Origin of the sequence: Serratia sp. Tan611 (genome assembly GCF_905188235.1) — a bacterium.
GTDB classification, from domain to species: domain Bacteria; phylum Pseudomonadota; class Gammaproteobacteria; order Enterobacterales; family Enterobacteriaceae; genus Serratia_B; species Serratia_B rhizosphaerae.
In genome coordinates this window covers 3,775,962-3,788,664 of record NZ_LR994655.1, presented here as the reverse complement: position 1 = coordinate 3,788,664, position 12,703 = coordinate 3,775,962, and the positions used below count along the sequence as shown (strand labels likewise).

The 12,703-nt window shown below is 56.0% G+C and carries 12 protein-coding genes; 4 read left to right on the top strand and 8 right to left on the bottom strand.

Translation table 11 applies throughout. The features are described 5' to 3' along the window. Positions 1 to 300: 300 nt before the first annotated feature. A complete protein-coding gene (locus TAN611_RS23730; RefSeq protein WP_222618814.1) occupies positions 301 to 363 on the bottom strand; it encodes a hypothetical protein in 63 nt (20 codons plus the stop codon). Positions 364 to 560: 197 nt separating this feature from the next. Here TAN611_RS23730 and asr point away from each other — a divergent pair, with 197 nt between their 5' ends. Further along, the gene (asr, locus tag TAN611_RS17880; RefSeq protein ID WP_105232251.1) at positions 561 to 869 is read left to right on the top strand and encodes an acid resistance repetitive basic protein Asr; all 309 of its coding nucleotides are present in this window, start codon (positions 561 to 563) and stop codon (positions 867 to 869) included. Between the two features lie 418 nt (positions 870 to 1,287). Beyond that, positions 1,288 to 1,626 (top strand): DUF2002 family protein, encoded by a 339-nt coding sequence (locus TAN611_RS17875; RefSeq protein WP_105232250.1) that lies wholly within the window; start codon positions 1,288 to 1,290, stop codon positions 1,624 to 1,626. 32 nt (positions 1,627 to 1,658) lie between these two features. Here the strand turns inward: TAN611_RS17875 and TAN611_RS17870 are convergent, their stop codons facing one another. Beyond that, positions 1,659 to 2,105 carry a DUF1198 family protein gene (locus TAN611_RS17870; RefSeq protein WP_105232249.1) on the bottom strand — a complete coding sequence of 149 codons (447 nt, stop codon included), beginning with the start codon at positions 2,103 to 2,105 and terminating at the stop codon, positions 1,659 to 1,661. Positions 2,106 to 2,159: 54 nt separating this feature from the next. Then, positions 2,160 to 2,531 carry an MbeD/MobD family mobilization/exclusion protein gene (locus TAN611_RS17865; RefSeq protein ID WP_111736586.1) on the bottom strand — a complete coding sequence of 124 codons (372 nt, stop codon included), beginning with the start codon at positions 2,529 to 2,531 and terminating at the stop codon, positions 2,160 to 2,162. 212 nt (positions 2,532 to 2,743) lie between these two features. Between TAN611_RS17865 and smrA the strand changes: the two genes are divergently transcribed. Continuing rightward, entirely contained in the window at positions 2,744 to 3,316 is a 573-nt protein-coding gene (smrA, locus tag TAN611_RS17860) for a DNA endonuclease SmrA (RefSeq protein ID WP_105232247.1), read from the top strand. 10 nt (positions 3,317 to 3,326) lie between these two features. Here smrA and TAN611_RS17855 read toward each other — a convergent pair whose 3' ends face one another. From TAN611_RS17855 to TAN611_RS17845, 3 genes are all read right to left on the bottom strand, one after another. Beyond that, on the bottom strand, positions 3,327 to 3,713 hold the full coding sequence (locus TAN611_RS17855) for a VOC family protein (RefSeq protein WP_203066820.1): 387 nt from the start codon (positions 3,711 to 3,713) through the stop codon (positions 3,327 to 3,329). Positions 3,714 to 3,773: 60 nt separating this feature from the next. Continuing rightward, positions 3,774 to 4,187 (bottom strand): DoxX family protein, encoded by a 414-nt coding sequence (locus TAN611_RS17850; RefSeq protein WP_203066819.1) that lies wholly within the window; start codon positions 4,185 to 4,187, stop codon positions 3,774 to 3,776. 196 nt (positions 4,188 to 4,383) lie between these two features. Continuing rightward, positions 4,384 to 5,118 (bottom strand): bifunctional 2-polyprenyl-6-hydroxyphenol methylase/3-demethylubiquinol 3-O-methyltransferase UbiG, encoded by a 735-nt coding sequence (locus TAN611_RS17845; protein ID WP_203066818.1) that lies wholly within the window; start codon positions 5,116 to 5,118, stop codon positions 4,384 to 4,386. A gap of 167 nt (positions 5,119 to 5,285) precedes the next feature. On the opposite strand from TAN611_RS17845, the gene TAN611_RS17840 reads away from it, so the two are divergent. Continuing rightward, complete coding sequence (locus TAN611_RS17840) at positions 5,286 to 6,212, top strand: alpha/beta hydrolase (RefSeq protein ID WP_203066817.1); 927 nt, start codon at positions 5,286 to 5,288, stop codon at positions 6,210 to 6,212. Between the two features lie 79 nt (positions 6,213 to 6,291). On the opposite strand, the gene TAN611_RS17835 is transcribed toward TAN611_RS17840, so the two are convergent. Then, positions 6,292 to 8,925 (bottom strand): DUF4214 domain-containing protein, encoded by a 2,634-nt coding sequence (locus tag TAN611_RS17835; protein WP_203066816.1) that lies wholly within the window; start codon positions 8,923 to 8,925, stop codon positions 6,292 to 6,294. Positions 8,926 to 9,792: 867 nt separating this feature from the next. Further along, complete coding sequence (locus TAN611_RS17830) at positions 9,793 to 12,423, bottom strand: DUF4214 domain-containing protein (protein WP_203066815.1); 2,631 nt, start codon at positions 12,421 to 12,423, stop codon at positions 9,793 to 9,795. Between the last annotated feature and the right edge of the window lie 280 nt (positions 12,424 to 12,703).

Genomic DNA, 12,703 nt, shown 5'->3' with positions numbered 1-12,703 from the left:
ATGCGGCATTTCTGACGACGTTATCAACCCACGCGTTGTCCCTGCGGCTGATGTTTAAGATACTAGATATTGATCTTAGGTTTATCAACCGCTCTATATATAGTGTTTTATCCTATTTTTGTGCGAGGCCGCACCGGGGCTGGATCGGCGGCGGAAAATTTTTTTATGCCGCTAAGCAGGAGAGTCAATCAGGAGAGGTTTTGGTCGGTCTGGCGACGGTATGGGGGATAAAAGTAAGCGGCCCGCGGTTTCCCGCGGGCCAGACGCACATCTGTTTTATCTTTATGACTGCAAGGGGTGTTAACGCCGGTCCGGCAGCGCGTCGGGTGCGATACCCACGTTCTGCCAAGGTCTGTCATGCACATATTCATCAGCACATCTTTACAGTGTAGACCATTTTTCGGCCGCGCGTCGGCACGTGTGAGAGTCAGCACCTGTGGGGTTGTACATTTGGTTACTCAAGGAAACCAATCACTCACGGAAAGGCGACGGCGCTTCTTCTAGTATCTGCTGCAACGGCCCGCAGGGGCTTACCGAAGAACATACTGAGGAATGTAATGATGAAAAAATTATTAGCTCTGGCTGTTGCGGCAACGATGGGTCTGTCTTCCGTGGCCTTCGCGGCTGAAACTGCGGCTGCGCCGGCAGCAGCTGCACCGGCGGCAACCACCAGCTCACCGGCTGCCGCGGCGACAAAAGCGCCGGCAAAAACCAGCCATAAGAAAACGCATCACAAAAAAGCCCATAAAAAAGCCGCAGAGCAGAAAGCTCAGGCCGCCAAAGCGAAAAAACACGCTAAAAAAGCCCCGGCGCAAAAAGCGCAGGCGGCGAAAAAGCATCACAAAAAAGCAGGCAAGAAAGCCGCTTGATTAAGCGATCGCCATAAGCCACGCGTCAAGCGCCTGGCTTATGGCGTCTGATGCCAACACCCGGTTCCCCCGGGTGTTTTTTTAGGGCCGCCTGTCATGATAAATCGCTACCTGTTGGCGCTGATCTGCAGCGTGATTGCCTTGTGCGGCCTGTTGGTCGCCTGGTGGCTGTTTCTGAACCGTTTTTTGTAACCCGCGTGCCGCCCGTCGACGCCTGATTTCCCTTTCAAACGTAACGCCATTTTCCCCTTCGCTGCGCCTCAAACCGCGCGTTTGGTTCTGCAGAATGCAACGCTATCCCGCCATAAACCGTGCCTCAAGAATAGTCTGAAACCCCCGTGCTGACGGCGGAAAATTATTGTTTCGGCCAATGATTCCGGTAAGGTCGCACGGCAGTTTGGAATGAGAGGAGAAAGCGATGTATTTACGGCCGGATGAAGTGGCTAAGGTATTGGAGAGTACCGGCTTTAAGTGTGACTCGATGACCGACCAGGCGTATGGTTACCGCAAGGGCGAGCACTATGTGTACGTGAACCGGGAAGCCCGGATGGGCAGAACCGCGCTGGTGATTCATCCTGAGTTAAAAGAGCGCAGCCGCTATTTCGCCACGCCGGCTTCGCCGATACGCGTCAGCGAACAATACCTTGAATTCCCGCTGGACGTCAGCGGCGACAGTCCGGGCCAGCGTTACGGTATTCCCCACGGTTTCAGCTCGCGTGAAGCGCTGAGCCGCTACCTTTACAGCATGTTTCTGTAACCCCAACGCGGCTCGTTGCGCCGTGCCGGTACTCAGCCGTTGGCTACCGCATCCAGATTAAAACGCGCATTATAGGCGCGACGGAACTGCGCCAGTTCAAACGCGTCCAGATCCAATTCGGCAAAGTAGAACAGGGCGGATTCGGTGTATTCCGCATTCAGTTCCGGCGACAGGCCGGCGCGAATCAGCATATCGCGCCATTGGGCGAGCTGGGTGTCGTCTGCCTCCTTGATAAAGGCGACATAGATAAACAGCAGGTAGGCGGCCCGGTGCATCTCTTCGGTATAGCCGTTATTCAGCATGCGAATAAACGCTTGGCTGTTGCGGCCACCCATTTCCTGCATCATTGACTCAATCAGCATGGGCTTGACCCGCAGCCACTGGGCCAGCGAGTCAACGGCCTTGCGGGTATCGGACGTCAGGATCCGATAGCCGGCGATAAATACGACGATCAGAACAGCGATGATAATCCACGTCATGGCGCTATTTTCTACTCAGTGATGGTCTGGGGCGCCGGGCTGGCGCCTGCCGTTTCAGTGCTGCTCGCCGCTGAAGTTCCCTGCGGTCTGCTGCTGGTTTTGCAGATGGTGGTTGAACGTGGCGGCGTCTTTTGCCAACGCGTCCAGATGCGCACCCAGCATTTTTATCTGTTTTACCAGCGCATGCTGTTGCGGAACGGAAGTGGCGGTGCTCAGTTTGCGCGCCAGTTGCTCATTTTGCGCATGCAGCGCGGCCTCACGCCGTTTGGCCTCCTCCAGCAGCGCCATCTCACGCTGTTTGGATTCTTCCAGCTGTTGTTGCAGAGCGTCATAGCTTTGTTGCCATTCGCGGTGCTGCTTTTCGAAGCTGGCCTGCAACTCATTCATTGCATTTTGAAACTGGATTTCCAGCTCGCGCATAGTCATGGTCTTCTTCCCTTTGCGGCACTCAGTAGTCTGTCTGCAGTATAACGAAAAGCGCGCGTAAGCTCACCCGTTGCGAACAAAAGCAGACAAACTCCCGGTGCGCATCCGGAACTTGCAACCTGGCCGCAGGGTCTTACAATCAACGAAATTCCCCGCAGAACAAGGAGCCCCAGGTCGTTTCCGGTATCAACCCTTACGTGAGTGGCAGCGAGATGAGCAACGAAGATAAAGGCTTTTTTGAGCAGGCGATGGCGGACGTCATCCCGTTATCCGGGCAGCAGCAAACGCTGTATCTGCAACCGCAGTCCCAGGTCGATAAGCGCGCCCGGCGCGACGCGCTGGCACAGTCAGAGGAAAACCCACTCAGCAGCGATTTTTTGACGATTATTCCCGGCGATACGCCGCTCGAATACAAACGGGAAGGGATTCAGCAGGGCGTACTGGATAAGCTGCGCAGCGGACGTTACGCCCCGCAGGCCAGCCTGCACCTGCTGAGGCGGCCGGTGGAGGCCTGCCGGCAGGAGCTGTACCGGTTTATCACGCTGGCGGAAAAAGAGAACCTGCGCTCGCTGCTGATCGTACATGGTCGCGGGCGTGATGATGAGAGCCATGCCAATATTGTGCGCAGCTATGTCGCCAAGTGGCTGGCACAGCTGGAGCAGGTGCAGGCATTTTGCCGCGCGCTGCCGCGTGACGGCGGCGAGGGTGCCTGCTATGTGACGCTGCGTAAATCTGCGGCGGCCAAAGCGGATAATTTCGAGCGTCACGCCAAGCGCAGCCGTTAACGTCGCGCGCTCAGGCGGACAGCAGATTAGCGATTTCCAGCAGGTTATTATCCGGATCGCGCAGATACAGCGAGAGGAGAGAACCAATCGCGCCGGTGCGCTCCACCGGCCCCTCCTCAATGATGACGCCGAGGTCGTCCAGTTCTTCGATCACCTGCTCAAGCGGGGTCGAGGTGATAAAACACAGGTCGGCCGAGCCGGGCGTGGGGCGGTGCGCTTTTGGTTCAAACTCATGCCCCTGCCGGTGCAGATTGATTTTTTGCTGGCCGAAGCGCAGCGCCTTGCGGTCGCCGCGAAAGGTGATGATGTCAAATCCCAGCACCTGCTGATAAAACTGGCAACTGCGTTCAATGTCCGCCACCGTTAACACCAGGTGGTCCAGCCGTTCTATTTTCATGGCTATCCGCCGTCGTGCAGGGCGGCCGATGGCGCAGAATGCGCTAATCGGCCGCGTGGGTTATTTATCGAACAGTTTATGGTCCAGCGAGTAACGCCCGGCGCCGGTGACCGCCAGCAACAACAACCCGCCGATAATACTGACGTTTTTAAAGAAGTTAATCTCGTTGCCCATCATTTCCGCTCCGGTCATCTGCCAGAACGGATGGCCGATAAAGGCGGTGCCCAGCACGTACAGGGCGAAAAGCAGCGCGATGGGGCGGGTAAAGATCCCGACAATCAGCGCGATGCCAAACAAAAACTCCACCACCACGGCGATAATCGCCGCCAGATAGGGCATCGGGGCGCCGTAACCTTCCATGGAGGTGACGGTTGCGCCAAAGTTGGTCAGTTTCATCCAGCCGAAAATGATAAACAGGATCATCAGCAATATTCTGGCCAGCAGAATAACGCCGTCTTTTGAACTATCACCCATTGCTAACTCCTTAGCCACTGATAAACGTTATGTTGTGTTGCTGCTTAAAGCGTAGACCATGTTTACCGTTATTCGAGGTATGGTGCGGCCTGAACGTTGGCATAGGCGGAATTATGGCGCGCAGGCGCCGCGGGGGAGGCGGCCTCCCCGAAAATGGCAATATTGAATGAAGGGCAGGAGGAAAAATGCGGGGGAATTAGCGCGCCTTCTGCGCAGACAGGATGAAAATCATCGGACGCTCTTTTTCTTCATCCAGCGCCGGGGTGTCGCGGATTTGCTGTGCTGAAGGCCCCCATTCATTCAAATAATTGATGATGAAGCCCTGCTGCACCAGCATATTCAGGTAACTGCCCAGCATGCGATGCTGTTTGATCACCCCTTCCGCCAGCCAGTTGGAAATACGCTCTCCTTCACGCTGGTAGCCGTTGACCGGCCATGATTTTTTTCCGTCCTCGGCGATCAGCCAGCCCTGCCGCTGCGGCGCGGTGTAAATGGGGTGCTCTGCGGTGAAAATAAACCGGCCGCCGGGGCGCAGCGCCTGAAAGACGCGGCTGAACAGCGCTGGCAGGTCAACGATGTAATGCAGCGTCAGCGAGCTGTAAACCAGATCGGCAGACGCCGCCGGCAGCTGTGCCGTTTCCAGATCCTGCTGCTGATAGCGGATACCGGCGTCATTGGTCATGGATTGCGCTTTCTCGAGCATCTTTTGCGACAGATCGATCCCCAGCACTTCGACGGCCCCTTGCTCACGGGCGTAGCGGCAGAACCAGCCGTAGCCGCAGCCCAGATCGATGACGTTTTTCCCCTGTAGAGCCGGCAGTATTTCACGGATGCTGGCCCACTCCGGTGCACCGTCCAGGCCGTGTTGCGAGCGGCTGAGCTGCGCGTAACCGTCAAAGAAGCGTTGGTTGTCGTAGATATTTTGTGACATGGAATCTCCGGTGTCAGATGTGGTGGTAAATCACTCATTCGCCATAGTAGGCGGACGCATGATTGATTTCCAGCGGGGACGGTCACGGGGCGATTGCGCTACCCGGCTGAAATTTATATAACATCTGTTGCGACACTATGACGTTTCACCTACAGACAGGATGGTTTATGCCGTTGTTTTACCACCGTTTTTATAGGGTTTTATTTGTACTGCTGGTGAGCGTGTGCGCAACGGCGCCCGCCAGCGCCCGGCCGGATTTGGATCGCCGGATTGGCGTTACGGTGGCGGAGCGCGGGACGGCTGACTATGCCTTCAGCGACTTTCGTCTGGCCTCGGCGGATGGTGAACGCCACTACCGCATTCGCATCGCCAAGCCGAAACAGGCCGCCCCGGCGGCGGGGTATCCGGTGATTTATTTTCTGGATGGCAACGCCGTGTTGATGCAGCTTAATGCCGGGCTACTGCAGCGTCTGGCGCAGGCGCCGCATCCGCCGCTGTTGGTGATGCTGTCTTATGATAACGATCTGCGTATTGATGCAGCCGGGCGCGCCTATGATTATACGCCGGCGTTGCCTGCCGGGCAGCGTGGCCACCCGGTGCAGATGGGCCGCTGGCGCAGCGGCGGTGCCGATGCGTTTGCGACGCTGCTAGAGCAGCGCATCAAACCGCAGGTGGCGGCGCGCGTCACCGTGGATCCGCAGCGTCAGACGCTGTGGGGGCATTCATACGGCGCGCTGTTTGTGCTGCATACGCTGTTCCAGCGTCCGCAGTTGTTCCAGCACTATATTGCGGTGGAGCCTTCGCTGTGGTGGGGCAAAGGGCAAATTCTTAAGGAAGCGCAGGCGTTTGTCCGCCAGCCGCCGGTATTGAACGCCCGTCTGCAGCTGTGGGTGGGGCAACAGGCCCCTGAGGCGCAGCCGCATCCAGGGGAGCGTACGTCGCAGCCGGCCGATGTCGCGCGTCAGCTGTCGCAGCGTCTGGACACACTGCCGGGGTTGCGGGCCAGCTATCGCCAATGGCCGGCATTAAGCCACGGGGCGATGCTGGATGCCGCTATTGCGCCGGCGTTGGAAGGGATAGCCTCCGGGCAGTAATCTGAGATATGGCAAACAAAAAGCCCGCAGGCTGAGCTGCGGGCTTTTTTATTCGCGGTCAGATGACCGGGTGAGGCGGTTAGGCTACGCCCAGGTCGGCCGAAGCGGTGCCGGCAACGCCGTTAACGCTGACATCGGTGTAATGCAGGCTGTTAACCAGAGACTGGTGGTTCTGGTTAGTCAGGTAGATCACGCTGTCTGAATTATCGAGCGTGCCGTTGTCGTTGTTATCGATGATGACATAGCTGGCGTCTTTACTGCCATCGAACGCTACCGAGGCGATACCGACTTTGGAGGTCAGCGAGTTGCTGTTGCCCAGACCCAGAATGCCGCCCAGTAGGCCGACCACGCCATTGGTCAGGCCGCCAACCAGCGAGCCCAGCAGACCATCCATGATATCGGAAGAGCGCAGGCCGTAATCTGCTACCGAGCTGCCGGCAGCGCCGGAGAGGTGCACGCCGGACGTGGTGTCAACGATGCTGTCTTTAGCGCTGTTGAAGTCGGTGATGGTGATACCGGCTTTGGTGGTGCTGCCTTTCAGCTCGTAAGTGTTGTTGCCAGCCCCGCCGGTTACGGTGGTGTTGGCGGCGACGCTGAAGGTATCGTCAGCGCCGGTGCCGGTCACTTTCATCTGATAGCCGTTCAGGCCCAGCGTATTCAGCAGCGGCGTCAGCAGCGTGGTGGTCACGGTGCTCAGCGGCAGGATGTTCAGCAGTTGCACCAGGATACCGTCACCGGTACCGCCGTGAGCGGAATCCAGGTTGATGCCGCCGGTGTTGCCGGAAGCGTCGATGGTGCGTACGTTGCTGTAACCGCTGCCCAGCGTCAGGTCCAGGTTATGGTCGCCGGTCACTTTCAGGGTCTGTACCTGAGAGTTGGTTCCCACCAGATCCAGGATGTTGCTGAAGTCGCCCTTACCGCCGGAGGCGATATTGACGTTGGTCAGTGAGGTGCCGCCCAGCGCGCTGCTGCTGCTCGACAGGCTCAGGGAGCCGGCGTCGATATCTTTGGTGCTGGTGGCGTTGAAGTTGATGTCGAACTTGTTGGTGGCGTTCTGACGCAGACCGATGCTCAGATTGCTGTCGGCACCGGCGTTACCGGTGACGCTCAGCGCTGCGGCAGTACCGCCGCCGGCGTTGATGACTTTCACGTTATCCGCTTTGCCGGACAGTTCAAAACCTTGCGACCCCAGATTGGTGGCTTTCGCGCCCTGAGTGACGCTGCCGCCGCTGGTGCCTTCCACGGTGGCGGTGCCGTTCAGCAGGCCAAAGTCAAAGGTATGAGAACCGGTCGCGACCGCTTTACCGTTCAGCGTACCGCCGGATTTGCCCACGTAGCCCGCCAGATCGATTTTCTCAAAATTACTGAACTTGTCGGCGTTGCTGGTGATGGTGCTGCTGCGGATGCCCAGCACATTGCTGGTGGTGGCAACGGATTTGGTGAGGAAGTTGGCAGAAATGGTGTCCGTACCGTCACCGCCGTTGGCGCTGATCTTGCTGGATACGCTGTTGGCGCCGGTAGTCGCGTTGCCGGCCCAGACCAGCGAGTCATTGCCTTTGCCCAGGTTAAAGGTGCCGGAACCATTGGCGATGTTGGCGCTGGCGGAGACGCTGACGGTATCGTTGCCGGAACCTGCGTTCAGAACGACATTGGCATTGTTCAGCGCGATGTTCACACCGCTGTTGGCGCCGTTATCGGACAGATTGACCGTCGCCGCAGCGCTGCCGTTGATGGTCAGTTCGCTCAGATTGTCGGCGAATTTCAGGTTTACGCTGCCGGCTTTATCCGCGTTGAGCAGCACCTGTTTCAGGATTGCCGTTTCTGCGTTGGTCAACTGGTGGCTGCTGCCGGTGTTTACCGTGCCGCTGGCATTGCCGCCGCCTTCGCTCACGTTCAGGCTGGCTGCGGTTTTATACAGCAGGTTTTCGCCGATGCGCGCTTCGAAAGCATGCTGCTGGGTGATGGTGGTATCGTTGGTTGAGGTGGAGTCGCGCAGATCGCTGATGATGGATTCAATGATGGTCTGCTTATTCGGCAGCGACGAGTAAGCCGCCAGCTGCTCTGCGGTTGCCGCCACGCCGTGCACGATGGTGTACACATGTTGAGCTAACTCGGTGCCGTCGAGCTGGCCGACGGTACGCTGGAACTCAGGGTAGTCCAGCAGCGTTTTGGTCAGATAGTTGATGCTGCTGCCTTTTGCCAGCGCTTTACTCCAGGCTTCCAGCGACAGTGAGAACACGCCGCGATCGGCAATGCCCAGCGCCAGGGAAACGGCGTCTTCCTGGTGCTCCAGGGACGGCATGGTGGAGGCATCGCGATACAGCAGTTTATCAATGCTGTTTTCGAAGGTCGCCTGCTTGGTCAGGGTGGCGTTGTCGAAACCGTCATAGGTCAGCAGGTTATCGACCAGCGTGGCCAGCGCCTGAGCGGTGGAGCCGGTTCCCAGCAGTTGGGTGATCTGAGCGGCTGATGGCGTTTCGCCATAAGCACGAGCATACACCTGCGAGATGATCTGTTCGCTACTTTGGCCTGCGTACAGCTGTTGTCCTTTCGCTGAGTTCAGGAAGTCCGAGGCTAACGCGGCGACCGTTTTCGCTCCGCTTTCCAACTGGTTGGCGTAGTAGTTAAACGCATCGTTGGTCGTAGTGGCGGACCCCAGAATCGAATAGTAAATAGACGCAGCTTGTTGCTGTGATGGTAATACGGAAGCCATAAGGGCATCACCTCATATCAGTTCAAATGGATACGAATTGTTGTGACATTTGCAACTTTTCGACGTATCTCTCCCCCTGAGATATTGCATGTCCCCAGAACACAAAAGAATCAGCAGGGTGAGTAATAAGCGACAATTGACGCACTGAGGGCATCATTGGCACCCTGTAAAAGAAAGTTCAATGAATGCAAGCTGTCAATGTCGGTTTCAGAATAAGAGAAGTTTTCTCTTGAAGATGGCGCTGACAATAGAAGAAGGAAATTTTGTTTTGGTGAAAAAATAACGGACATAATTAAGAATAATGCCAGAGCAATAAAACAACTGGTAAGACGAGTTGTTTGTGTGACGCTTCTATTGCGGAAATACTTCATCGCTGAGTAAATGCACTCTTATTTATTTGTGATTGTTATTTATTGTATTGTTTTTATTTGGTTTTTTTGTTTTTCCATTAAAAGGGGGCTATAGCATGAATAATATTTATGCAAATATATTTAAATCCGTGATGCTGATATCTTGAACACCCGCTCTCGGCGTGTGGTTATTGGGGGCTATGACTTGGAAAGGATATTGTTGCCTTGTGATTTTCAAGGCGGTGATCCGCGGAATTATATGTCTGCTTTATCCGTATGGCTATTTAATCAATCCTTTTTATTTCTGGTATATTATAAAAAATCAAGATGGGATTATTCTTAATGCGTTGTTTTGTTGTGCGCGTCCATCTTGGTAAAAATAAGACTGCAAATACGTCTTGTTATCATCCTTGTCGCAACGTGGTCTGGACTGTTTCCAGAAAGAAAAAACCCGCAAAGTATCTTTGCGGGTTGGTGTGATTAGCCTCAGACAATCGGGCTTAACCTGCGGTGTGCCTTAGGCAATAGCCAAATCGGCCGCTGGTGCGTTAGCGACGCCGTTAACGCTCACTTCGGTGTAATGCAGGCTGTCGAGCAGCGACTGATGATCCTGGTTGGTCAGGTAGATCACGCTGTCAGAGCTGTCGAGCGTGCCGTTATCGTTGTTATCGATAATGACATAGCTGGCGTCTTTACCGCCGTCGAATGCGACCGAGGCAATACCGACTTTCGAGGTCAGCGAGTTGCTGCTGCCCAGGCCCAGGATACCGCCCAGTAGACCGACCACGCCGTTGGTCAGGCCGCCAACCAGCGAACCCAGCAGACCATCCATGATATCGGCAGAGCGGGTGCCGTAGTCTGCCACCGAGCTGCCGGCTGCGCCGGAGAGAGTGACGCCGGATGCGCTGTCAATGATGCTGTCTTTGGCGCTGTTGAAGTCGGTGATGGTTACGCCTGCCTGGCTGGTGCTGCCTTTCAGCTCATAGGTATTGCTGCCGGCGCCGCCGGTTACCGTCGTGTTGGCGGCAATGTTGAAGGTGTCATCGGCAGCGGTGCCGGTCACTTTCAACTGGTAGCCGTTCAGACCCAGCGTGTTCAGCAGCGGCGTCAGCAGACCGGTGGTGATGGCGCTCAGCGGCAGAATATTCAGCAACTGCACCAGAATGCCGTCGCCGGTGCCGCCGTGCGCAGAGTCTAAATCAATCCCCGCGGTATTGCTGGAGGCATCGATAGTGCGTACGTTGCTGTAACCGCTGCCCAGCGTCAGGTCCAGCTGATGATCGCCGGAAACGTTAAGGGTCTGTACCTGAGAGTTGGTGCCGATCAGCTGCAGAATATTGCTGAAGTCGCCTTGACCGCCCGAAGCGATATTCACCGTACCGAGTGCGGTACCGCCAAGGGTACTGCTGCTGCTGATCAGGCTCAGAGAACCGGCATCGATATTCTGTGCGCCGACGGCATCAAAACTGATATCGAATTTGTTGGTGGCGTTTTGGCGGAAAGCGATTTCCAGGTTGCTGTCGGCACCGGCATTGCCGGTAACGCTCAGGGCTGCGGCCGTACCACCGGCGGCGTTGATCACTTTGACATTATCCGCTTTGCCGGACAGGGCGAAGCCCTGCGATCCCAGATTGGTGCCCTGAGTGGCCTGAGTGATGCTGCCGCCGTTGGTGCCTTCTACGGTAGCGGTGCCGTTCAGAACACCAAAGTCGAAGGTGTGGTTACCGGTAGTCACCGCCTGACCGTTCAGCGTGCCGATGGATTTCCCGATGTAACCTGCCAGATCGATCTTCTCAAAATTGCTGAAGTTACTGGTGTTGCTGGTGACGGTGCTGCTGCGGATACCCAGCACATTGCTGGTGGTTGCCACAGACTTGGTGATGAAGTTGGCGGACAGCGTATCCGTGCCGTCGCCGCCGTTGGCGGTGAGGCTGCTGGATACGCTGTTGGCGCCGGTGGTGGCGTTGCCGGCCCAGGTCAATGCGTCATTGCCTTTGCCCAGGTTAAAGGTACCGGTGCCGCTGGCTACGTTGGCGCTGGAAGAGAGGTTGATGTCTTCATTCCCTGAACCGGCATTTAACGTGATATTGGCATTGTTGACGGCAATGGCGGTGTCGCCGCGTGCGCCGTTGTCAGACAGATTGACGGTGGCTGCTGCGCTGCCGTTGATGGTCAGGGCGCTGAGGTTATCGGCGAACGTCAGGTCAACCGTTCCTGCCGCGTCGGCTTCCAGCTGTACGGTTTTCAGCACGGCGGTTTCGGCATTGCTCAGTTGGTGGCTGGCCTGCGTATTTACCGTACCGGTCGCGTTGCCGCCGCCATCGGTAACGCTCAGTTTGGCTGCGGTTTTATACAGCAGGTTTTCCCCGATCTGCGCTTCGAAGGCGTGCTGTTGGGTCAGGCTGGCGTCGTCTGTGGCGGTGGAGGTGCGCAGATCGTCGATAATGGCTTCAATAATGCTTTGTTTGTCCGTCAGGGCGCCGTAGGTCGCCAGTTGTTCCGCCGTGGGGGCGACGCCATGCAGCGTGGTGAATACCTGGGTGATCAGTTCACTGCCTTCCAACTGCCCGACGGTGCGTTGGAATTCAGGGTAATCCAATAGTGTTTTGGTCAGGTAGTTAATGCTGGTGCCGTTATCCAGCGCTTTGCTCCAGGCTTCCAGAGACAGGGAGTAAACGCCGCGGTCGGCAACGCTTAAGGCCAGGGATACGGCTTGTTCCCGGAGTTCCAGCGAGGCCAGGTTGTCGGCATCGCGATACAGCAGGTTGTTTATGCTGTCTTCGAAGGTGACCTGCTTAGCCAGCGTGGCATCATCAAAACCCTGATAATTCAGCAGGTCATCAACGAGACCTGCCAGTGCCTGCTCAACCGACCCCCCCTGCAGTAACTGAGTGACCTGCTCTGTTGTTGGCGTTTCGCCATGCACCCGCGCATATACCTGAGAGATGATTTGCTCATTGCTTTGGCCGGCATACAGTTTTTGCCCTGCGGCTGAGTTGATGAACTCGGCGGCCAGACTTTCTACGGTTTTAGCGCCGCTTTCCAGCTGGATGGCATAGCTATTGAAGGCATCATGCGCCAGCGTGTTTGACCCCAGAATCGAGTAGTAAATGGAAGCAGCTTGTTGCTGTGATGGTAAAGAAGCCATAAGGATGTTACCTCATAAGTTCAAAAGGATGCGAAATATTTTGTGACACTTTTAAGCTCGGCACGCAGCTTCCCCAGAGAGGTTAGAAACCTCTCAGAAAATAAATGTCAGATAGGGAGCAACGGGCGATATCGGCACTGCATAAATGCGCCGATTTCACCTGTATAAAAGAAAGTTCAAAGAATAAAAGCTGTCAATGTTTACATTAAGAAATATTTTGTTAACGCCGTGACTGGGTGGTTTTTTCTGGTTTTTACTATTTTAAAATCAGGGTTTATCA